Source organism: Paraburkholderia dioscoreae, assembly GCF_902459535.1.
In the GTDB taxonomy this organism is placed as follows: domain Bacteria; phylum Pseudomonadota; class Gammaproteobacteria; order Burkholderiales; family Burkholderiaceae; genus Paraburkholderia; species Paraburkholderia dioscoreae.
In genome coordinates this window covers 1,132,618-1,155,320 of record NZ_LR699553.1, presented here as the reverse complement: position 1 = coordinate 1,155,320, position 22,703 = coordinate 1,132,618, and the positions used below count along the sequence as shown (strand labels likewise).

At 56.6% G+C, this 22,703-nt stretch carries 18 protein-coding genes; 8 read left to right on the top strand and 10 right to left on the bottom strand.

Going from position 1 to position 22,703, the window contains the following annotated elements; all coding sequences use genetic code 11:
- Window positions 1-2: 2 nt before the first annotated feature.
- Window positions 3-1,289, top strand: coding sequence for a hypothetical protein (locus PDMSB3_RS05190; RefSeq protein WP_165185311.1), 1,287 nt, complete (start codon window positions 3-5; stop codon window positions 1,287-1,289).
- Window positions 1,290-1,351: 62 nt separating this feature from the next.
- Here the strand turns inward: PDMSB3_RS05190 and PDMSB3_RS05185 are convergent, their stop codons facing one another.
- The 4 genes from PDMSB3_RS05185 to PDMSB3_RS05170 all read right to left on the bottom strand — a co-directional run bounded on the left by PDMSB3_RS05185 (window position 1,352) and on the right by PDMSB3_RS05170 (window position 5,843).
- Window positions 1,352-2,488, bottom strand: a complete 1,137-nt coding sequence (locus PDMSB3_RS05185) for a GNAT family N-acetyltransferase (RefSeq protein ID WP_165185309.1) — start codon at window positions 2,486-2,488, stop codon at window positions 1,352-1,354.
- Window positions 2,489-2,662: 174 nt separating this feature from the next.
- Window positions 2,663-3,205 carry a hypothetical protein gene (locus PDMSB3_RS05180; RefSeq protein ID WP_165185306.1) on the bottom strand — a complete coding sequence of 181 codons (543 nt, stop codon included), beginning with the start codon at window positions 3,203-3,205 and terminating at the stop codon, window positions 2,663-2,665.
- Window positions 3,206-3,448: 243 nt separating this feature from the next.
- Window positions 3,449-4,318, bottom strand: coding sequence for a hypothetical protein (locus PDMSB3_RS05175; protein WP_165185303.1), 870 nt, complete (start codon window positions 4,316-4,318; stop codon window positions 3,449-3,451).
- Window positions 4,311-5,843 carry an AAA family ATPase gene (locus PDMSB3_RS05170; protein ID WP_165185300.1) on the bottom strand — a complete coding sequence of 511 codons (1,533 nt, stop codon included), beginning with the start codon at window positions 5,841-5,843 and terminating at the stop codon, window positions 4,311-4,313. The genes PDMSB3_RS05175 and PDMSB3_RS05170 overlap by 8 nt, the downstream gene beginning before the upstream one ends.
- Before the next feature lie 169 nt (window positions 5,844-6,012).
- Here PDMSB3_RS05170 and PDMSB3_RS05165 point away from each other — a divergent pair, with 169 nt between their 5' ends.
- Window positions 6,013-7,113 carry an IS5 family transposase gene (locus PDMSB3_RS05165; RefSeq protein ID WP_165187363.1) on the top strand — a complete coding sequence of 367 codons (1,101 nt, stop codon included), beginning with the start codon at window positions 6,013-6,015 and terminating at the stop codon, window positions 7,111-7,113.
- 318 nt (window positions 7,114-7,431) lie between these two features.
- Here PDMSB3_RS05165 and PDMSB3_RS05160 read toward each other — a convergent pair whose 3' ends face one another.
- Together PDMSB3_RS05160 and PDMSB3_RS05155 are read right to left on the bottom strand one after the other, a co-directional pair.
- Window positions 7,432-8,592: a DUF3800 domain-containing protein gene (locus PDMSB3_RS05160; RefSeq protein ID WP_165185297.1), complete on the bottom strand. Its 1,161-nt coding sequence runs from the start codon at window positions 8,590-8,592 to the stop codon at window positions 7,432-7,434.
- A gap of 413 nt (window positions 8,593-9,005) precedes the next feature.
- A complete protein-coding gene (locus PDMSB3_RS05155; protein WP_232064119.1) occupies window positions 9,006-10,994 on the bottom strand; it encodes an ATP-binding protein in 1,989 nt (662 codons plus the stop codon).
- A 289-nt stretch (window positions 10,995-11,283) separates the two neighbouring features.
- Here PDMSB3_RS05155 and PDMSB3_RS05150 point away from each other — a divergent pair, with 289 nt between their 5' ends.
- On the top strand, window positions 11,284-11,910 hold the full coding sequence (locus tag PDMSB3_RS05150) for a rhomboid family intramembrane serine protease (RefSeq protein WP_165185294.1): 627 nt from the start codon (window positions 11,284-11,286) through the stop codon (window positions 11,908-11,910).
- A gap of 103 nt (window positions 11,911-12,013) precedes the next feature.
- On the opposite strand, the gene PDMSB3_RS05145 is transcribed toward PDMSB3_RS05150, so the two are convergent.
- The 4 genes from PDMSB3_RS05145 to PDMSB3_RS05130 form a co-directional block, all read right to left on the bottom strand.
- The gene (locus tag PDMSB3_RS05145; RefSeq protein ID WP_165185292.1) at window positions 12,014-12,739 is read right to left on the bottom strand and encodes a hypothetical protein; all 726 of its coding nucleotides are present in this window, start codon (window positions 12,737-12,739) and stop codon (window positions 12,014-12,016) included.
- Between the two features lie 111 nt (window positions 12,740-12,850).
- Complete coding sequence (locus PDMSB3_RS38405; protein WP_407670561.1) at window positions 12,851-13,135, bottom strand: GIY-YIG nuclease family protein; 285 nt, start codon at window positions 13,133-13,135, stop codon at window positions 12,851-12,853.
- A 437-nt stretch (window positions 13,136-13,572) separates the two neighbouring features.
- Window positions 13,573-14,037 (bottom strand): hypothetical protein, encoded by a 465-nt coding sequence (locus tag PDMSB3_RS05135; RefSeq protein ID WP_165185291.1) that lies wholly within the window; start codon window positions 14,035-14,037, stop codon window positions 13,573-13,575.
- A 113-nt stretch (window positions 14,038-14,150) separates the two neighbouring features.
- A complete protein-coding gene (locus PDMSB3_RS05130) occupies window positions 14,151-14,888 on the bottom strand; it encodes an H-NS histone family protein (protein WP_165185289.1) in 738 nt (245 codons plus the stop codon).
- A 424-nt stretch (window positions 14,889-15,312) separates the two neighbouring features.
- Between PDMSB3_RS05130 and PDMSB3_RS05125 the strand changes: the two genes are divergently transcribed.
- The 5 genes from PDMSB3_RS05125 (at window position 15,313) to PDMSB3_RS05105 (ending at window position 22,696) form a co-directional block, all read left to right on the top strand.
- Window positions 15,313-15,999, top strand: coding sequence for a gamma-glutamylcyclotransferase (locus PDMSB3_RS05125; protein ID WP_165187396.1), 687 nt, complete (start codon window positions 15,313-15,315; stop codon window positions 15,997-15,999).
- A gap of 51 nt (window positions 16,000-16,050) precedes the next feature.
- Window positions 16,051-17,079 (top strand): LysR family transcriptional regulator, encoded by a 1,029-nt coding sequence (locus PDMSB3_RS05120; RefSeq protein WP_165185287.1) that lies wholly within the window; start codon window positions 16,051-16,053, stop codon window positions 17,077-17,079.
- A 29-nt stretch (window positions 17,080-17,108) separates the two neighbouring features.
- Entirely contained in the window at window positions 17,109-18,041 is a 933-nt protein-coding gene (locus PDMSB3_RS05115) for an alpha/beta hydrolase (RefSeq protein ID WP_232064118.1), read from the top strand.
- 194 nt (window positions 18,042-18,235) lie between these two features.
- Window positions 18,236-19,411, top strand: a complete 1,176-nt coding sequence (locus tag PDMSB3_RS05110) for an efflux RND transporter periplasmic adaptor subunit (protein ID WP_165185285.1) — start codon at window positions 18,236-18,238, stop codon at window positions 19,409-19,411.
- 18 nt (window positions 19,412-19,429) lie between these two features.
- Complete coding sequence (locus PDMSB3_RS05105; RefSeq protein ID WP_165185284.1) at window positions 19,430-22,696, top strand: efflux RND transporter permease subunit; 3,267 nt, start codon at window positions 19,430-19,432, stop codon at window positions 22,694-22,696.
- The last annotated feature ends 7 nt before the right edge of the window (window positions 22,697-22,703 follow it).

The window sequence follows — 22,703 nt, the reverse complement described above, 5'->3', positions numbered from 1 at the left end:
ATATGAATATCAGTAGCGGCCTCCTTCTGATTTGGTCAAACGTCAAAGGGTTGCGGTACCCGAGTCTGCGCGACCAGGAAGGCAGACTCCTCGAACCCTTTACTTCTTATTTGCATAGCATCGTCCAAACGAGCGCAGAGCGATTTGACCCCAAACGTGCATGGTCGGAGACGCAGGCCGCGACATATGCAGTGACAGCTTTTTGCGACTTTTTGCAGAAGCGGCGCCGGAGGCTGACAAATGTCGACCAGAAGCTCCTATTGATGTTTCGAAATGACGCCTTTAACAAGACTCTAGTACATCCGAGCGGACATGGCCGGGAGCATCCTGCTGCGAGGACCACCAACATTAAACTTCGCCATGTATATGACATGCTCGCCTGGTGTCAGGAAAACCGACGAATTCCAAAGCGGACAATCGGACCAAGAAATTGTCGGGTTACCTCAGCTCTGCCGTGCGACGTGGACCAACAAAATTCGAGCAAACTGAATTACCCGCTCTGTTACCGTGGGATTGGTGAAAATGCACGCATAGACGAGAGTCAATATTGGGCGACCGACGAAGACATTCGACAAGTCGAGGAGATTTTTCGCGAAAAGCATGGACTCTTCGCCGCCGAACGCAACGTTCTCTTTCTTCGGTTAGGGGAGTACGAAGGCTGGCGCGTCGGCAGCAGCAATTCGCTGAGAACAGAGCAATTTTCGGATAAGGCTTTTGATGCACAGAAAAACTCCGACGCGTTCGAAGTCTGTCCTCCAGACCAAAAAATTGGATATCAGTTTTCGTTTTCCATGCCGTGGCCGCTAGCGCACTTTATCAAAAACTACATTTCGACCAGCCGCACGAAACATATGCAGGCTCTCGGCATTAGTGAAGAGCAGGCGCAGTACCGAATATTCCTCAGTGCGAACGAAGGCAAGCCTTTAAGACCACGGTCGGTATCTGGAATTTTTTCGGCGGCGCTGAGGGAATTGGGCCGTCCAAAACGTGCTGCTTATCATTCATTCAGGCGCTACAAGGCTCAAAAAATTGCAGAGGAAATCATCGAGCGTCGTACTCGGGAGGGCAGGTCTCTGGCTCTAGACGATGTAGTTGACGAAATTGCGCGAGTACTCGGCCATGCTACCCGCGAAGCGCAGCGCGCATACGTACGTGCGACCAAGAAGGCAAGCCTCCGGACGGTCGAAGAGCGTCAGCATGACGACATCGTGGAGCTTCAACTTTTGATAGCAGAAGAACGGGCGAAAAATTCTGCACTCATCCAGCGAATCAACGAATTGTCCGTCTAGAGCGGAGCAACGATAAACACTTCGTCCGAGCTCACGATATGTCCGTCTTCTTTGAGACTACGTCAATCAGTACGTCGCTTGAACGGCGTATGTGCTTCCAATTCCCCGATGTGCTCATCCATCGCTGCCGTTTCCTGGTCGAGGAACTCACTGATGGCATGAGCAAACCTCTTGTCTGCAATCCAGTGCGCTGACCACGTAGGCGTGGGAAGCAGTCCACGCGACATCTTGTGAACACCTTGCGCACCACCTTCGAAGCTCGCGAGGCCGTTGACGATGCAATACTCGATGCCCTGCATGTAACAGGTCTCGAAGTGCAGGCCGGAGACAAACTCCTTGGTCCCCCAATAGCGCCCGTACATCGTGTCGCCATCGACGACGTTCAACGCGCAGGCGAGTCTGTTGCCGTCAACCTCGGCGACTACCAGCATTAGCGCATCGGGCATGGTGGCATGGACCTGGTCGAAAAAGTCGCGGGTCAGGTATGGCGGGTTCCAGTGCTCCCTGTAGGTGTTCTCGTAGCAGGAGTAGAAGAAATCCAGCGCATCCGCATCCACGTCCGCACCGCGTAGCCAGCTGAACGTCACCCCGGCGTCCAAAACCCGGCGGCGGTCTTGCTTTACCTTCTTGCGCTTGTCGTGGCTCATCTTCGACAAAAAGTCGTCGAAGCTTTCGTAGTTGAAATTTTCCCAGTGAAACTGGACCCCCTCCCGGAGCATGTACCCAGCATCCGTCAACGCCTCAAGGTCCGCCTCATGGGGAAACAGCACGTGCAGCGATGACACGTCCATCTGCTGCGCAAGTTGAATAGCTCCCCTTGCCAGCAAGACCCGGTCTGCATGGGTCGGCGCCAGTAGCCGCGGTCCCGTTACGGGCGAGAACGGGACCGCTGACAGCAGCTTGGGGTAATAGCGCAGGCCGTGCCGTTTGAAGGCATCCGCCCACGCGTGGTCGAAGACGTACTCCCCGCGCGAATGTGATTTCAGGTAGAGCGGCATCGCGCCGGCCAGGTCAGCGCCCCTCTTCATCAGCAGAAAAAAGGGCTGCCAGCCGGTATGCGCAGACGCACAGCCGGTCTCGTGCATCGCGGAAAGGAATTCGTACTGTACGAATGGATTGCCATCGGAGAGCGCGTTCCACTCGCCCGCGTCGACTTCCGAAATTGAGTCCACGACGTGAATTTCGACCTTGCTGCTCACCTGGCTTCGCTCCTGAACGACATTCCCGCCTGCGGCGGCGACAACCAGCATTGTCGCCGATACGGAAAAAGTCTTCAGGGAACTGCGAAATCAATCAGAGGGGTCGGTAAAGCGCGCGAGTGCGAACCCCGACGGCTTGCTACGCCGGCGCAGTCTATCCCCTATGAAGCAAAACTACTTATCCTTGGTCAGTTGCGCGTCTAGGCTCGCCAGATGTGCTAGCAAGGCATCCGTTCGACCCATATCGGCGTAGACGCGTGTGAGCGGTGAAGCCTCAGAGGTCCCCTGTTGACGATTCAGCGCAACTGGCCCGAGATACGGATTTTGAATGTCTAAAGCCGGCTCGGCTTCGAACATCGCTCGCGAAAGCCATTGCTGCAATTCCTGCCGGTCACTCTTACGCCCGTCTTGCACCGCGCCACTCGTTTTATCCAGTGTGACCCGCAAGTATGAAGCGGCTACTTCACTTGACCGGTGCCCCAAGAACGCGCTCGCCTCACTCAACCGGATACCGGTCGCGGCTGCCAATACGCTTGCCGCCGCGTTGCGCTCGTTGGTCTGGCGCCCTGCAAAGCATTGGCCGAACCGCATTGCACGCGGTTCAAGATGTCTTGTCCCGACATCCCGTCCGCTCAAAGCATGCTTCCATATCGCTTCTTGAAAGGCGCCGATTTCTGTTTCTGGCCACTCTGATGCTTCTTGCGTTCCCAACCCCATTTTTGCCTCCACTCGAATTGCGGACTTTCGGCGCCCAATAAGACGCCTTCACGAAATCAGGGTAGTAGCTCCAAAGCGCAAAAGCAAACGATTGGCGGCCCCGTTCGACGACGAGCGCACCCGCTTTGCCCAGTGCCGAGCCTCATCCTCACACGCTCTCGTGCGCGAACTACGCCGTACCGGTCACGGCAGGGACGGCGCACCGGCACGGCCGCAAACATCCGCGTGAAGCTTCCAGAAATGTTAGGTGACCAGCGGCCCGTCGGCCGCCCTATCTGGAGCTGTCAGCCGCTCGTACAGCCAGTCGATGACATGAGGGTCGAGCAGACCCGTTACGAAAGCAGAATTCCAGTTGTTTTTCCCTCCGTGCTCCTGGTCGAGCAGTTCCACTTCTTCAAGTAGCGTAGTCTGCAGTTGTTCCGGATTGGCGGGCGTAATCGCCAATGCTCTAACGGCCAGACGCGGCCGCTGGCAAAGGCGAGTCCAGCCATCTGCGAAATGCCGGAGAATTGCTGTCCGTTCGACGATAAGTCGTTTGTGAAATGAAATGGCCTCGTATTGCGCGTGGCCAGGAAAGACGCACAGTTGCAAGCTCACTCTCGGGATTAACCCAAGGTCATCAAATCGTGCCGCAATCAACCGGTCAGACAGACAATCGTCGAAATATGGATGCAGAATTCGCTCGTCAGGAGCATTGCCAAGCAAAACCCGACCGCGCCGAGTATTGCATTTACATGCCGGAACGAGATTCAGCGAGAACACGGCGAAGGCCGCGTAGTCCTCCTTTGGCAACAGATGGTCTAATGTTCCGCTGTGTAACGAACCGCACATCGGGCAGACCCTGTGCTCAGACTCCAGACGAATGTCATTGATGTATCTGAGGACCGCTGGAGGTTTCTGATAGTGGGCCCTCAAGAGCGTCTCAACTTCCGCATCCAGCGGAACTCCCTGCACAGCAAACCCGTTTCCCGCCGCTGCTCGATACTGGGTATACCCCGCCGTGACCGCGGGTACGGAACCCTGCAACCGAGGGAAGCTGCCTACGCGCGGATTGTTAGCCAAGGCAGTGAATGCTGCAGCATCATCAATGTCCGGCGGAGTAAGCCTATTCATTCGTCTGCCTCCTCTCGAGCGCCAGACGCAGTGAGCTCAATATCTCCGGAGACAGTTCTCCCTTATATGCGCCGTACAATTGCTCCCAAGTCTCATAGCGGCTAAGCAGACGCTGCTCGACGTCGGCCGCGAGCTTCGAGGGCTCGTCCTCTCCAAATACAAAGTACGAAATCGACCCCACATCCGCGCCAAATGTCTGCAACCTCAACGGGTCAATAAAAACGAAACCGTCATCGGTCGTGCGGAGCACACTCACCTGCTCCCGAAAAACCTCACGTACGAAGTAGGCTGAGTGAGTTGCGATGATTGCAGCCGACCCAGTTTGGGCCAACATTGTGTTCAGCAGAGCTACGAACTGGCTTATGAAATTCGGATGTAGGTGTGTCTCCGGTTCGTCCAGCAACAGCAGCGAGCCGTTTTCTATGTACAGACTGGCCTGCGCCGCGAATCGCAAGAACGAGATTTCTCCACTGCTCAAGGCGAAAGTCTGACCATCTACCTCGCGGATGGGGTCCTTGTTCAAATCGATAGATGCGAACAGGTCCAGCAGGTTGTCCTCAGCTATAGGATGTTCGGCGTCGACACTGAGGTCGGGTGCACGGTCGCCTTCGTCCGTGACCCGAAGGAACGAAAGTGCGACCGGGTCGTCGCCCTTGTTAGTCCTCAAGAGAGCAATCTGCTGCCAATCCGAAATGGACTGAATCGCCGTCAGAAATATCTGCCACCTCTGGAAGTTACCGATGCGACCTTCGGAGCGTGCAACCTGTAGCACCATGTCGGCGACTCCCGCGCCTCGTCGCACGCGTCCTCCGCGATTCAAGGCAAACCGCTTGTACCAGACCTTCGGGTTCTTCCTGCGCTCCGATGGGAAAACGGAGGCCGATTCGTTCGTCGGCGCAAATGCAAGAACACGATTGATGAGGACACGCCCATGAGTGGTCGCCTCACGCAACGCGCTGTCGTCGCCTGCCAAGGCAGCATTCACCACTCGCCCAAGTGCTTGGCTCTTTCCAACTCCGTTTTTCCCTATGACCACTGAGATGCGCTTTGGCAGTTCCGCCCCGTGGTCAAAGCGGAACTTGAGTTCATGCCTGTTCTTCTTACCCGCTAGCTGGAATCTGACTTCGATGTCATCGGACATACGGCCGATTTGCTCCGAGTCGAGGCCTTTGAGGATTGGTCCAGCATTTTTGTATGCGAAGAACGCTTCCGCAGTTCGAATGAACGCCTTCTGGAAAACCTGTGTTGCCGAAGCAACTTTAGGTAGCTCAGAGCGGGCCTTTAGCTCAGTGAGAGCAACCAAGTCGTTCAGTGCGAGCAGCACCTTCGATGCGACGTCCGGCCCCATCACCCTCACGATTCGCCGATAATCGTCCATGGCTGGCAACATCGTAAAGAACTGCTGCGATTCTTCGGCAGGCACAAATTCATCGCTCGCAGCATTGACCGTGTCTTCCAACCAGCGGACGTCCGCTGGCTCCGAAAGACCTGAAGTCGCATAGCCGAAGAACCCGCTCATACTCATGGAGTCTACATCCCCGTCAAACTTGACGTGGATGTCTACCTGAATCTGGAAACGCGCTCCCTTGACCTTTTCAGCACTAGCAGGCCGGTGAAATACCTCAAGTAGCGGTCATCCGGGACGCAGGCGTAAACGTTGAACTGATGTCATCAATGAGAGCGAGATGGAACGGATGCGTGGGCCAGATGGTTTTACCGAGTCAATGTTCACGGTGTTGAAGCTGGATGATTTTGTGCCGAAGGACCATCCGTTGCGTCCGATTCGCACCTGGCTCAATGACGCGCTTACACGCATGGACGATGTGTTCGCGCGGATGTACGAGGCTGACGCGAAAGGAGGTCGGCCTAGCATCGCACCGGAGAAGCTGGTGCGAGCTCTTTTGCTGCAGGTGCTGTATTCGATTCGTAGCGAGCGCATGCTGGTGGAACAGATTTCCTACAACATGTTGTTCCGCTGGTTCGTCGGCCTGCCGATGGACGGGACCGTGTGGGACCACTCGACGTTCAGCAAGAACCGCGACCGGTTGCTCGAACACGATGTGCTGGTGTTGCTCTTCAACGAGACAGTCGAGACCGCGCGCGAGCGCGGATATCTTTCCGGGGAGCACTTTAGCGTCGACGGCACGTTGATTCAGGCATGGGCCGGGCACAAGAGCTTTGTGCCCAAGGCAAGTCCGGACAAAGACGACACGCCTCCTGACGAACCGCCCGCGCCGAATGACAACTGGCACGGACAGAAGCGCAGTAACGAGACGCACCAATCCACGACTGACGAGCAGGCGCGCCTGTTTCGCAAGAGCAAAGGAACCGGAGCGATGCTCTGTTATATGGGCCACGTGCTGACCGACAACCGGCATGGCCTGGTGGTCAACGCACAGGTGACGCTGGCGACGGGCACCGCCGAGCGCGACGCGGCCGAGCTGATGCTTGCCGATGCCGCATGCGTTGCGCCGCTCGGCATCACGGTCGGCGCGGACAAGAACTACGACACCGCCGGTTTCGTGGCCAGTTGTCGAGCGAACCGTGTGACGCCGCATGTGGCGCAAAACGATGGGCGTCCAGGAGGTTCAGCAATTGACGGGCGAACTACGCGCTGGCCGGGCTACGCGGTCAGCCAGCAAAAACGTAAGCGCATTGAGCAGGTGTTCGGATGGGGCAAGACAGTCGGGCGAATTCGACAAGCGATGTATCGGGGACTTGAACGCGTAGACCAGCTCTTCGTGCTGACGCAGGTCGGCTACAACCTGACGCGTATGCGCACACTTGCCGGTTGAGGGGCAGGAAGCGATGGATAACACCTATATGGTGAACCCGCGAGTAACGCCGAATGCCCGCAAACGTGTTCCGCGTTTCAAAAGTGCAAACCCGGCATCCGTCGTAATGCATCTGAGCGCATCAACGACGGATATTTCAACGGCCTGCTAGGGACGATAAGTACCGAGTACGGGCGCATCCGGTGGGGGGGCAACTCCGTCAATCCGAAAAACGTCTTGAAGTCTCGGCCCGACCCGCGGCCGTTTGTTGTAGCTGCCATAAGTGTCTTCGTAGAAAATTGCGAACTTCGGATGCTGCTTCAATCGACTCAGTAAGAATCACCCGAGATGAGGTGGAGTCACTTCCCCGAAAGTGAATGCCTGATGCTTGAAATCACTGTCTTCAGGGACGGTTCTGTAAATCATCCCGTTGCTAAACTTGTCGGAGACATCAATCAACTTCTCCAGAAGTTTCAAGTTGCCGCGTTGCGTTTCGTCCAAGGCTGCCTTTGCTTTGCGCAGCTCCGGCATCGAATTCTCCTCGATGAAGTTGAAGTGCTTACCGAGTAATCCGCACACAACATCGGACAGTTGCACTCCGAACGAATCTTTCGAGTTCACGAACGAGAATGAAACACGCCTGGTTCCATTCATGAATTCGATGTCGCCGAGTTGCTTCTGAACGGTCAGCTCTTCATCGAAAATGTGCTCTGACTTCCTGAAAAGACAGACGGGACGTACATAGAAATCATGCAGCCCCTCTATGAGGACGTGGCTTTCATTGTCGACGAGAAACGCGAGTTCCTCAAGTTTTGTCGCTTCTTTCAGCATAGACTTCAGCCACAAGTCCGCTGGTGTTCGTGGGGTCTTTGCTGTTGCATTCAGAAACGCTAAGACAGACTCCGAAAACTCCGATGTCTTCTTGCCCACATTCGGGTAGTCGTAGGCCCGAAGAAGCGCAAGGAACGAAAACAGGTCTCGTGAGACAATGGCATGAAGTTCGTTCTTGATTTCGCGATGATAAATCACGAACGGGAGAAAACGGGGGTCGGCGAAGAGCGAGTCGATGATATCGACCAACGACCAGTAAACCAGATTCAGGTTGTAGTAGTGGATGTAGATTCTGTTATTTAGCAGATATTGGAGAAAAATTTTCAACTTCTCCGAGCGCAGAATATCGAGATAGTCACCCTTCGCGATGAGGTCGAATTTAATCTCTGGCGCGCTCTTCTGGATTCTCAACGCCTCGCGTAGCGGAGCAACATCTGGAAGCGGTGTCATCGTCCGATGCGCGATACCACCGAGGATGAAATTTTTCATCTCTCGATTGTTCGGCTGTCCGTCTTCCCTCAGATGGAGTTTGCGGATGTTGTTGGTCTCGTCGTAGTAGAAGACCATCTTCTCATCAACTCCGTACAACCGCTTGATGACTTTGTCCCCGGGAGATGGCATCAGCTTCAGAAAGCCTTGCCGCACGTGGTTTACGTCGATTGTCAGCATTTTGATTGCAGAAAAAAAGCAGCGTCTAATAGATTCGCCGGATGATTGTAGAAACAGTACCACTCATTCAAGTGTGCTGATGACCTTTATCGATTGGGGTAACTCATCCGATATCTGTTGATTCGCCGTATTTTCAACTTAACAGCGTCGGAACAGCCTGCCCGCCAGTTTCTCCGCTTCCTGATGCATCACAGACGTGGCTGCGATAATGTTTCGCGTGGACATCCGCGGTGCTGCAAATCCGCCAAGCCGGCTACGTTTGGGTTTGTCCGAATAATCGCCGTCTGCGTTGGCGGCACTACCGCGCCAATGATTGAGTAATGGATGTCCGAACTCCGGAGCAGCATAGACCAGATGCCATGCGAGCCAAAGCCATCTCGCCCGCACACGACCGGCGTCGCTTAGCATCATTGTCATTCATTCGTGTCGACTACTAGGTCCATTTGAAGAACAGTGAGCGGCTCCATGAACTTTTTGAGTTGCTCCTGTTGCGTAATCAGGAACGGTGCATCCTTTACCCGGCTGTGCAGATTCAGTAACCGCTTTTCCGCACGAACCAAGATGGTGTCGTACAGCATTGGGTAAATCTTTACCTCTTCGCCGTGCTTGATAGGTTCGTTCTCACCATCTTCAATCTTATCTCCAAGAACGAACCCATCAACTCTCGTGAATTTCTTTATATAGCCGAGCGCCCGCAGCTCTTTTACGTACTTCCAGACCTGGTCTTTCTCTTTGCTTCCGAGAGGCAAACCCGTTGTCTTAAGGTCGATGATGACCAGTTGGTCGACCCCGTCCTCATCGTGATTCTCGTCATAGGACGGACGGGCGTAAAAGCCAACACTGGCGTCCGGGAGGGCTACAAAATCCGGTCGATTGCGACTTCCTTTTCCCGTGGTGTCTTTGAATATGGTCTTGATGACCTGCGTCATCCCGACGTTTGACGTGAAGTCGATGGACTCAAACTGTGCCCCGAACATCCAGAGACCGCGCTCGAACAGCGGCTGCAGTTCGTGAACCTCGTCGATGCCGACCGTCTTAAGTTTGATGCGTAATTCGGCTATGAGCTTTAGTCGATTCTGGATTTCATCCAAGACGAGCTTCGCCATGCTGACGCTCCACTCTGTCAAGATTTCGTGCAAGCTGTCATAGTCGCTCGGGTCGCACTTCTGCAGGACGTCGAGCAATCCATAGCGGGACTTTGACTTTTCGAGCTTGGTCAGAATCGTCGTAAGTTGGACAAGCTCGTTCTCGCCGAAATTCGGGCACGTCTCGACTACTTCCTCGATGAAAGATGAAACGCGGTCCTTGCTTACAGGAGAAAGAGCGTTGATGGCATTACCGACCCGCTCGATAACTGCACTCTTAGTTGCCTCACGCTCACTTCTGCTCGCCTCGTGGATTATGTTTCGGATTCGGTCTTGAACCGCTTCGCGAGTCCTCAACCAAGCCAGATTGTCCTCATCGAAGCCGCTCCAGTCTTCAGTCACCGCATCGTGGTCGTTCAAGAAGTCCGCCTGAACGATGAACGTGTAGCGCTTTGCCTCGGAAGTACGGCCGTCAAGTACACGCTCGTAGTCGCTCGGACTCCAGCTACACTGGCCAACCGCACGGCCCCGCACCCACCAAGCGATACCGTGCTGCTTCGTCGTCTTGTCGGCTTTCTTTGTATCTATGTGTAGGATTCGAACGGTTCCGAGGCCCTCTACGTTGAACTCTTCTTGCGACAGGTAGGTTGGGATGTCGTTAAAGCTTATCTGCTTTGAGTCGATGGACACCTTGAACGCGGGGTTTGCGAGAAATCGGCTGCCGATAATCTCCCGGGCCTTCTCATCCGTGAAGAGAAGTTGCGGGATGTCACCGACACCTTCGATTATTGTCCCGTGCCCCTCCACACCTTGAGCGGTAAAGGAGATTTCATCAAGAACGAGGGGCTTGGTGCTGGTTCGCCCGACGCGACAAACAAACTCTTGTCCGTTCTTTCGGGACCTAACAATATATTCAGAAGCGAAGCAGAATGAAGCAAACCTGCCCTTTCCGTTCTTCCCAAAAACCTCGCGCGGAAGGCCTGCGGTACCTTGGGGCGGCAAGGACTTTTTCCCTTGAGCCGCAATGCGGTTGTACGACCAAGTCCGCCAGATGTACTCAAACTCGTCGCGCGTCATGCCGTTGCCATTGTCTTCAATCCTGAAGTGGCGTTCATTTCTCGCGCTTGGGAGAGTAATGCGAACTTCTGTGGCGTAGGCATCCCAACAGTTCGCGACCAGTTCAACAATGGCGGTTGGCGGGTCGGACACAATAGCGCCCGCGTAGTTGTTCAGAAACCGTTCGTCAAATAGCGGCTCTTGTTCCATCCGTTCCCCCGATACTGTTTTTGTGCGGCCGCTCAATTGATTTGAAATCATCAGCCGGCACTCGCTAACGACCTCCCCGTGTCCATTGCCCACAGGGTCGCTTGTCTGTTGTATTTGCATCATATTGTAGACTAGAAGCGCTTTACAATTGCGGCCCGTGAACAGACGGTGCGAGCGAGATTCTGCGCTGCCCAAACAGACCATACGTCCTAATATGCAGATTAGATAATCGACCTTCAATATCGGCACGATGAGCGGCTTACTCGCACAACTCCACCGGGGCACCTGCGCCGAACCAATCTGCAGCTAACCCACCCATACCGCCCCGGACGAGTTGGAGATGTCGCAACCCAGTGCTTCAACCACCCCATCGCGAGCCGCTGGTTCGTTCGTGGACCAGCTCAAGGCCCGGGTTGCGCTGCTGGCCCTCTTTGTCGGCTCGATGTGGGCGACGTTCTTTCTGTCGGTTTTAATGCCTTTTCTGCACCTGAACCGTCACGGTGTTGTCTCGCGCACCCTTGGCGGCCTGCAGGGCATCCTGTTCGCGCCGTGGCTGCACGCCGGGCTCTGGCATATAGCGGCCAATACGGGCGGCTTGCTCGTGCTCGGCTGGCTCGCGATGTGGCCGCGCATCACCAACTTCTGGCAGGCGACGGTCGGCGCCATGCTCGGCGCGGGATTGTGTGCATGGCTGCTCGGCGCGCCTTATTCTGTGCACATCGGCGCGAGCGGCTTGATGTTCGGCTATGCCGGTTATCTCGTTGCACGCGGCTTCTACACGCGCGGCATCCTCTCGATTCTCATCGCCCTGTTCGTGGTCAGTAGCTATGGATTGAGTATGCTGCTCGGCGCGCTGCCCCTCTATCCTGACGTGTCGTGGCAAAGCCATCTCGGTGGCGCGATTGGCGGCATCATCGCCGCGCGACTGTCGCGACTGTCGCGACAAACGCTACGCCTTCAAGCCTGACTTTTATCATTTACGGTCGATATACCGTTCTGGAAAAGCCACGCCGGGAGTGACTCGCTGGTTCTTTAGCATCTGAAGGCTGACAAACCTTTACGTCTGCGTTTCACGCCCCCTTTTCCTCCGGTCGCCTGTAAATTCCGTCGAAGAATTTCTGCGTTTTCGCCAGCTTCGGCAAATCCAGGACGAGTTCCTCGATGTCGTTGTGACGATACTGCCGCAGACACGCGGAAGCGGAGAAAATCCATACGCTCCCGAATTCTTCCGCGTCCTTGACCCCGTCCACTTTGAAAAACGGCGCGGAGCTTGTCATGTTCCACTCCGGGTGCATCGGAGCCCACAGACAGGCGAGCGGTCGAATTTCCGCCTGCTCGCCCTTAGGGCCGAGTTCCTTTCTGCGCATCTTATGCAGCACCTTGTCCAAGCCCAAATCGTTAAAGCGTCCTGTTTCTTTGTTCCAGCATGCGTCGAACTCTTTTCGCATGCGCTTTTGCAGTTCGGAAGGCTCAGAATCGCAAGGGATGGCCTTGCCACTCCTATACCCGTGGAATGATGCCGATTTCACCTCAGTCTGGTAGAAAACAGGCCCATGGACCGGGTCCTCAACCTTGACCCATGCATCCAGCCTCTTGCCCGTCTTACCCGTTACGGGAAGGCAGGAACCTGGAATGCGTTCAGCTGTTCTTCCGTCTGCTTTCATGTAATGGCAAAAAAGCGCGATGGCGAACTCCTCGTGCGCTAGCATCTTGACGGCGTTGGAATGCTCGCGTGCATCCTCGTTCTCGTCGTAGAACTCAATCATTGCCCGGAGGTCGATGAGGCGTTGGGTCATGTTTTCTGTCGCTGCTCGTTTTGGTCCATCAGGGCAATTCGCGCGGCATGCGCGCTTTCTTCTACATCACACAGGCGGCGCATGGAGCAAGCCGCTCATTACGGAGGAGCATTAGTTTCGGTTGTAGCCGTGGTTCCTTGTTCCCAAGACCTCCTTCCAGTGATTTTCCCGCCCTGCGATTTCCTCGCTTGTCGACTGGATGTCCGCTATCTCCAAAAGCGATAAGCTGAAGTCGTCCTTCCGCTCCGGACTCGCCGAACCTAGTTCCTTGACGAGGGCCACATTGTTTCCGTGGCCATTGGAGACATATGTGGACCAACGCTGCCAGATTCCGCTTTCGCCGTCAGCCTTACCCACATAGAGCTTTCCGTTGCTTCGGTCGGTGATGAGGTAGATACCTTTGACGCTCGACAGCGCTGTGCGCCAGGACTCGATATTCTGAGTGACAACGATGTCAAGCTCAGCCTTACGCAGGTTGACGAGAAAAATTTCGCCGGCTTTGCCACAATTGCCACTCGTCGAACCGCCCTTCGATGAAGACGTTTATCGGACGCTCGCTACCATTGAATCGTGCTAAATGAATCTTCGTGTCCTTTGGCTTGAGACTCGGTTCCAACTGTTCGAGGAGATTGAAGAGAAGCATGCCCGTCCTTTCAATTTTTTACTATCGAGTCGAATCACATCTTCACGATTTGACAGCACCCATGTCCACCCGGTCGGTATGAAAATCTCCGCGCAAATAGCAACGTGCCCGACACCGACCGGCCGACCGCCTAAAGTCCAAGAGTCAATGCGGCAAAGAAGCGAACCTTGGCATACCTGTCCTTCTGCTTTTAGTTAGCCGCTGCCTTAGTTCTTACAGCGCTGGGCTCGCCGTTCTGCTTAAACATGTCGTCCATCAAATCCTGGACGACGCCGTCGGCATTTGGAAACTGATGCAACACGGAGTTTTTCCAGTGCCCCGACGCGATAAGGCCGCCGCTTGGCGCCTTGTAAAAGCGAATATCCATAGAACGCAGGTACATGACGATGTCCCAGAACCAACTGTCCGTGTAGGTGACGTTCATGTCGGCTTTGTCGCACGCGGGTGCAACCGACACCGACACGCCGTGCTTTTCCAGGTTGCGTTGGATTGCAGCGTCCATATCAGCCGACTTGCCGCCATGTGCCGTGAAGCACGCCGTAGTCATCGGCGAGTTCTTCACCTGAGGCCCAGCAGTGACATTTTGAGTCGTCGAACATCCAGAGAGGATGACGAGCGCCGACACGGCGGCGACCGTGGAGACCAGAGTGCGCATTTTATTTTTCCTGTTTGAATGCAAAGACGGCACTCTGAATATCGGCACCTATGCCGCTAACTTAAGCGAGCGGGAGGAAGACCCCGCTCGCTGTTCGACGGCTACTTAGGCGACTATGCGCTCACCTCTGTTGACGCATGCGGCACTGCTGGGGCCTCGACCTTTGCGGCAGCGCTTTTGACCGAAGCCGCTTTTCTGCTTGCAACCTTCTTCTTCGGAGCCACATTCTCGACAACAGAAGTCGCTTTCTTCGCAGTCGGAGACTTCGCTGCCGCGGTCTTCTTTGCCGCAGTCTTCGGCTTGCTCACTCTGCTGATTGCGCCGGCTTCCGATGCACCCACCGACGCCTCGTCTGCAATCAGGAATTTGCTGCGGTCTTTGACGTTAGCAAGCCAAGCCGGAGCGCGTCCGCGACCACTCCAAGTCGCGCCCGACTTTGGGTCCAGGTACATCGCCGGCTGCTGCCCGGGGACATAGTTGCCAGCAGCCTTCGCTTTGGTGACAGGAGCCGGCTTCGCCGTCGCCGCACTTTCGTCAACCAAGAATTTGTCTCGGTTCTTCGCGGCTGCAATCCAACTTGGTGCCCGGCCGTGTCCGGTCCAGGTTGCACCACTCTTAGGGTCGCGATACTTGACCGCAGCAGCGCTACCATTGCTCTTGGTCTTAGCAACTGCCTTCGAGGCGCGCCGCTTGCCGTCAGAGTGCGCGTCAATGTCAGCGGTCGTCAGACCGTGCTTCGCCATCAACTCGCGAATCTTTTCGATGACGCCTGACGACTGCTTTGCGATGAGAGCTTCGGCTTGCTGTTCCAGCTTCTTGATTTTTGCCTGCAGTAATTCGAGAGTTGCCATTTTGGCCTCCGTAGCCGAGATGCCGGAACTATGCCACACGCCCACGTTGAGTTGGAATCGCGAGCATAGATAGTCTCTTGCATCAGCATCGGGCCGAAGCGACGGATGTTTCGGCCCGTTGCCAATCCCGGCAAGAGTCTATTTTCGCCAGACAGGAATCCGATAGTCGTCGACGAACTCGTTGGTAACGTCTACCCGAATGCAAGGCTCCGTGTGTCCATCCTTGAATCGGCAGGACGTGACATCAAGCCGGCCCCCATGCTGCTCAAGCAACGCGACGCTTTCTTGGAGTTCCGTCTTTTCCTTCTGAAGGCTACGCACGGACCAGGCTGTCACACCGTACCAGGTTGCCATCGCAAACGCGCTTGCCAGCAACGCCGGAACGCATTGCCCCAGCAACTTAGAAGGTGACGGGGCAATGGCGATGTTGACAAGAGAGGCGATTAGCTCAGGCGCGTACTTCGAACATTTCGAGGCGCTGCCGAACCTGTGGACCCTGGAGCGAATCCACAGTTCGCTCACAGAAACCCTGCAGGCGAGGCCGACCGATGCGGATGACACTTGGATTTTCGCCTACGGCTCCCTGATGTGGAACCCGATGGTCGAGTTCGAGAAAAGGCAGACGGCAACATTGCACGGTTGGCACCGAAGCTTTTGCCTGCGCATGGTTGCAGGTCGAGGGAGCCCCGATGGGCCGGGGCGCATGCTCGCGCTGCGGCCGGGCGGCCACACGAACGGCGTCGCGCTGAAGTTACCGGACGCAATGCTGGACCAAGAGCTTCGGCTCATCTGGATTCGGGAGATGGTGCTTGGGTCTTACAGGCCAACGTGGGCATCCATAACGCTGGGCGACGGTACCGAGACCCATGCACTTGCCTTTGTCGCAGATGAATGTCGCGAACAGTTTGAGGCGGATTCAAGCGTGGCAACCGTCGCTCCGCTCATCGGCACCGCAACAGGAAAGTTTGGAAGCAATACCGAGTACCTGCTGAAGCTGCGCGAGGCTTTGTTTGAGTGCGGCCTGGAGGACTCCTATATCGAAGAGCTCGCCAGCGAGATTGAGCGCCTATCGCGACGAGCCCGCTGCGACGTACCCGGCGCATCCGAATGACTGCAGCGGCGCAGAACAAGCCGCCCAGCGTAATTGCCTTAAGTGAGAATCATGGACAAACTTCAAGCGATGCAGGTCTTCACGCGGGTAGTCGACACCAACAGCTTTTCCGGTGCTGCCGACTCCCTGCACATGACGCGTTCGTCGGTGACGACCATTATCCAGGCTCTTGAGGCCTACCTGAAGGTGAGGCTACTCAATCGCACGACCCGCCGCATCAGCCTCACTCCGGACGGAGCCGCTTACTATGAGCGCTGCTCGCGCATCCTCGCCGAGGTCGAAGATTCCGAGAGCTCGTTTTCACGGGCGTCCGCCCCGCGAGGCAAGCTCAAAGTCGATATGCCGGGGTCAATCGGACGCCTTTTAGTCGTTCCAGCGCTGGATGAGTTCCACTCCCGATACCCGGATATTGACCTCATGCTCGGCGTCGGAGACAAGGCAGTAGACCTTATTCAGGACAGTGTGGACTGCGCCATCCGCATGGGCCCGATGCAGGACTCCACGCTTGTTGCACGTCGGGTCGGCGTATCGGAGTTTGTCACCGTAGCAAGTCCCGAATACATCGCCCGCAATGGCGCTCCGGCATCACTCGCGGAGTTAGAGACGCACACCGCTGTTAACTATTTCTCCAGTCGCAACGGCCGCATTGTGGAGATGGATTTCATCGTCGACAGCAAGCCTGTCGAAGTCCGCATGCGCTCGAAGCTCGCCGCCAATGATGGCGATGCTTACCTCCAGTGCGGATTGCGAGGCCTCGGGCTCATTCAGGTGCCTCACTTCCTTGCGCAGCCCCATCTGGAATCAGGCGCCCTAATTGAAGTGCTCGGGAAATGGCGACCCAGCCCGTTTCCGATTTCGGCGGTATATCCACAGAATCGTCACCTATCCCCACAGGTCCGAGTGTTCGTCGAATGGGTTGCCGAACTGTTTGAGAACTGTCAATTGCTTCGCGCTGACAACGTGCTTCCGTCCGGTATTGCCCAATACGTCAAGCATCGCCAAGCCTCCAACGCTGCGGGTCACGTGCTGGAATCAGCGCGGGCACCGGGTGCGCGCAGCAGGGATATGGCGCCGATGTAAGCGGTCTGGCAAGGCCGCGGAGCGTTGCCATGTGGCGCGCGTTCTTTGACAGCACAATTCGCTACGACCGAATTGTCTTATCGAAAGTGAGATGTTTATCTGGCTACCGGATGTATGCAAAATTCCGGCTGCTTAAACCTCCTTTATCTTTGGCGCATAGCGCAGACACTTTGATGAAAGCCAGGCTGGACATCTCGGACATCACGATTGCAGGGCATGCGCAAGACATCATGTTGCGCAGCTTCAATCCGTGCGCTCACAGCGGTATGCCAATCGTGTTGTATTTCCACGGCGGTGGCTTCGTCAAGGGCTCACTGAACGAGGCTAGCAAGCCTGCCTCGCTCATTGCAGCAAGAATCCCGGCATGGGTCATTGCCGTGGGTTATTCGCTCGCGCCAGAGTTCCCGTTTCCAGCCGCGACCGAGGACGCCCATCTGGCTCTCGAGTGGGCAGTGGATAGCGCTCGCGAGTATCGCGCAGACTCGAACCGCATTGCCGCGGTCGGACACGACGCTGGAGGCAACATCGCGACGGGACTTGCCGCCATCGCTCGCGACCGGGGCGTGCGTCGCCTGTCGGGCCAGGCACTACTCGCGCCAATGCTAGACCCGAGCATGACCCGACTGGTGGAGGGGCAGCGCTCTGGCAGGAACGACCTTGCCCCGGAGGATTGCGCGCGCTCGTACCGAGCGTACCTGCCAAGCGCAAACCACCGTATCCACCCTTATGCAGCGCCGCTCGAATCACGACGCCTTAGCACCCTGCCCCCGACGTTGATAGCGACTGCGGAACAGGACCTCGTGCGGGGAGATGGCGAAACCTATGCGCGGGAGCTTATTACGGCGGGCGTACCCGTTGAGATGACGCGCCATGGCGGGGTCTGCCATGGTGAGCTCATCTCACATGCGCCGGCGCTTAACGATGTTGTCGAGTTCCTGCGCAAGCGGCTCGCGCGCGATTGATTGCCTGACCATATTGTCGCTCCGACGGATACAAAGAAACCACTGTTCGCTACTTTATAACCAGAAACACGGAGTCCATACTTCCGTCAACGCTCTACACCCAGTGATGGATGTAAGGCCGAGACGGTTATGAACTGAAATTCAAACCTGTCACGTTTTTACAGACCACTTTGCATCTATAAGGAGTACTACTCATGCTCACCAATCACAAACGACTTACTGCCGCGCTCGGTGCGCTGGCAGTTGTCGGCGCAGTCGCCGGCATTGGCTTCACCCACGGGACCACATCAGGTCCGGTGAGTGCAGCTCAGGCCGCTGACGCGCCGCCACCAGCTACCCAGGTGGACGTCGCGACCGTCCTCTCGCAGACCATCACGGACTGGCAAAGCTATTCCGGCCGTCTCGAAGCCATTGACCACGTCGATGTCCGCCCGCTCGTTCCCGGCACTATTGTCGCCGTTCACTTCAAGGATGGCGCGCTGGTGAAGAAAGGCGACCCGCTTTTCACGATTGACCCGCGCCCCTACCAGGCCGAAGTCGACCGCGCTGCGGCACAGGTTGCAGCAGCCAAGGCTCGTGCGATTTACACGTCGACCGATGCTGCACGAGCTGACCGCCTGCTGGCCGACAATGCCATCGCAAAGCGCGACTACGACGAAAAGCAGAATGCCTCTCGCGAAGCTGCCGCAGGTGTGAAAGCTGCAGAAGCCGCCCTGGAGGCCGCACAGGTCAATCTCGGATACACCAAAATCACCGCCCCGGTGACCGGCCGCGTATCACGTGCGGAACTGACTGTCGGTAACGTTGTTTCGATTGGTGCAAGCGCGCCCTTGCTTACGACGCTGGTTTCCGTGTCGCCGATTTACGCCTCGTTCGATGTAGACGAGCAGACGTATCTGCAATACCTGGGCCGCGACCGCAACACCAAGGTCCCGGTGTCGCTGGGTCTTGCGAATGAAGACGGATATTCGCGCAAAGGTGCGGTTACGTCGGTTGATAACAGGCTCGACACGTCATCCGGCACCATCCGCGTCCGCGCCACTATCGAAAACACGGACGGCGCACTCGTTCCGGGTCTCTACGCGCGTGTCAAGGTTGGCGGTGGCGAACCGCATCCGGCCATTCTGATTGACGATGCCGCCGTGGGCACCGACCAGGCGAAGAAATTTGTGTTGGTTGTGGATGGCACGAACAAGGTCGTCTACCGGGAAGTTCAGCTTGGCTCCTTGCACGACAACCTTCGCGTCGTGACCTCGGGACTCAAGGCGGGTGAGCGCATCGTCGTGAACGGCATGATGCACGCCAAGCCGAGCGACACCGTCAGCCCGCACATGGTCAACATGGCCGACGCTGCCAAATCCGTAGCGTAACAACGCGAGAAGGTCACCATGAACATCTCAAAATTTTTCATCGACAGGCCAATCTTTGCGGCCGTTCTGTCGGTGGTGATTGTGCTGGCGGGCTTCATCGCGCTGACAAAATTGCCAACGGCCGAATATCCGGAAGTTGTGCCGCCATCGGTTGTGGTACGCGCACAGTATCCTGGCGCGAATCCGAAGGTCATTGCCGAAACCGTTGCCTCTCCAATCGAAGAGCAGATTAACGGCGTCGAAAACATGCTGTACATGCAGTCGCAGGCTAACAGCGACGGCAACATGACGACGACCGTGACGTTCAAGCTCGGCACTGACCCGGACAAGGCACAGCAACTCGTGCAGAACCGCGTGTCGCAAGCCATGCCTCGTCTTCCGGAGGACGTGCAGCGCCTTGGTGTAAATACCATTAAGTCGTCGCCTACCCTGACGATGGGTGTGAACCTCGTATCGCCCAACGGACGCTACGACCTCACCTATCTGCGCAACTACGCCCTTATTAATGTCAAGGACCGGCTTGCACAGGTCCCCGGCGTCGGCGAAGTCGCGATGTGGGGCGCAGGCGACTACTCCATGCGCGTCTGGCTTGACCCGACGAAGGTGGCCCGTCAGAACCTGACGGCGACCGACGTCGTGAAGGCAATCCGCGAGCAGAATGTTCAGGTCGCGGCGGGCATCGTCGGCGGCGCTCCGATGACGACCAACGTTCCGATGCAACTGAGCGTGAACGCCCAGGGCCGTCTGAAGACCGAAGAAGAGTTCCGCAACATCATCCTGAAGACATCCCCAGACGGCGCGGTGACGCATCTGAGCGATGTGGCACGCGTGGAAATGGGTGCCGCAGAGTATGCACTGCGAGCGAGCCTCGACGGTAAGCCGGGCGTGCAGCTCATCATCTTCCAGCAGCCCAACGCGAACTCGCTTCAGATTTCGACCGATGTTCGCCGAATCACGGCAGAGTTGCAGAAGGACATGCCCGAAGGCGTTGAAGCGAAGATTGTCTATGACCCAACGCAGTTTGTCCGGGAAAGTATCGACGCGGTCGTTCACACTCTGTTTGAGGCTATCGTCCTTGTCGTTATCGTCGTCATCGTCTTCCTGCAGACCTGGCGCGCATCGCTGATTCCGTTGCTGGCAGTGCCCGTGTCGATTGTGGGCACGTTCTCGTTGATGCTGGCATTCGGCTTCACCATCAATGCGTTGTCCCTGTTCGGCATGGTTCTGGCCATCGGGATTGTGGTCGACGATGCGATTGTGGTGGTGGAGAACGTCGAGCGGAACATCGCTGCGGGCCTGACGCCACTTGAGGCTTCGTACGAAGCGATGCGGGAAGTGAGTGGGCCGATTATCGCCATTGCACTGACTCTCGTAGCCGTGTTCGTGCCGCTGGCATTCATGTCGGGCCTGACGGGTCAGTTCTACAAGCAGTTCGCCATGACGATTGCGATTTCGACCGTCATCTCGGCGTTCAACTCGCTCACACTGTCGCCCGCGCTTTCAGCGCTGCTGCTGAAGGACCATCACGCGCCGAAGGACTGGCTCACCCGAATCATGGACCGCATTCTTGGACCGTTCTTCAACGTGTTCAACAAGGTGTTCCATCGTGGCTCGGAAGCGTACGGTAAGGGTGTCGGCGGCATCATCAATCGCAAGGCCGCGATGATGGTCGTCTATGGTGTCCTGCTGGGCGGCACGTTCCTGTTCGGCAAGATTGTGCCCGGCGGCTTTGTGCCGGGTCAGGACAAGGACTATCTCGTTAGCATTCTGCAGTTGCCCCCGGGTGCATCGCTCGACCGGACAGAAAAAGTCGTTCATGAGATGGGCATCATTGCCCGCAAACAGCCTGGTGTCGTGCACTCGCCGGAATTCCCGGGCCTGAACGTTACCGGCCTGATGAATTCGTCGAGCAGCGGCCTGGTGTTCCCGGTCATGAGTCCCTCGAAGGAGCGCAGCAAGGATGAATCGGCAGCGGCGATTGTCGGTAACCTGAACAAGGAATATGCCGGCATCAAGGACGCAATGATTGCGACCTTCCCGCCTCCTCCGGTGTCGGGTCTGGGTACTATCGGCGGCTTCAAGCTGCAGATTGAGGACCGCGGCGCGCTGGGTTATGAAGCGCTGAACAAGGCAGTGCAGGCATTCCTCGCTGCAGCAGCAAAAGCGCCTGAACTCGGCCCCTCGTTCTCGAGCTACCAGATTAACGTTCCGCAGCTGAACGTCGAGCTGGACCGCGAGAAGGCCAAGCAATTGGGCGTCTCGGTGACTGACGTGTTCGACACGATGCAGATTTACCTGGGCTCGCTGTACGTGAACGACTTTAACAAGTTCGGTCGCGTCTACCAGGTGCGTGCACAGGCTGATGCTCCGTTCCGCACGTCGGCTGAAAGCATTCTGCAGCTCAAGACCCGCAATGCGGCAGGCGAGATGGTGCCCCTGTCGTCGCTCATTAAGGTGACGCCGACGTTCGGCCCGGAGACGGTGATTCGGTACAACGGCTTCCTCGCAGCAGACATCAACGGTGGCCCCGCGCCGGGATATTCGTCTGGCCAGGCTATGGCGGCGGTTGAACGCATCGCAGCTCAAACCCTGCCGCGCGGCATCAAGTTCGAATGGACAGACTTGACCTACCAGCAGATTCTGACCGGCAACGCCGCGTTCTGGGTGTTCCCTATCAGCGTGCTACTTGTGTTCCTCGTGCTGGCTGCCATGTACGAAAGCCTGACGTTGCCGCTCGCCATTCTGCTGATTGTGCCGATGAGCATTCTGTCCGCGCTCTTCGGGGTGTGGCTCACGCGTGGCGACAACAACATCTTCACGCAAATTGGTCTGATGGTGCTGGTGGGGCTGTCGGCGAAGAACGCGATTCTGATTGTGGAGTTCGCACGCGAGTTGGAAATCCAGGGCCGCACGATTGTTCAGGCCGCGATTGAAGCCTGCCGTCTGCGTCTGCGCCCGATTCTGATGACGTCTATCGCGTTCATCATGGGTGTGATTCCGCTGGTCGTGTCCACGGGTGCCGGCTCCGAAATGCGTCGTGCAATGGGTATCGCAGTGTTCTTCGGGATGTTGGGAGTGACGCTCTTCGGCCTCATTCTCACACCTGTGTTCTATGTGATTCTCCGCAAACTCTCGGGCGGTAAACAGCTTACGGACAAGCACGGCAACCATCCGCACATCCACGGTCCGGACGACAACGATGGCGGGCATGGCGGCAGCGGCGGCTCAACTGGTCCGTCTGCCAAACCGGGCGCGAAGGCTCCCGAACCGGCATTCCAGGAGTAAGGAGACC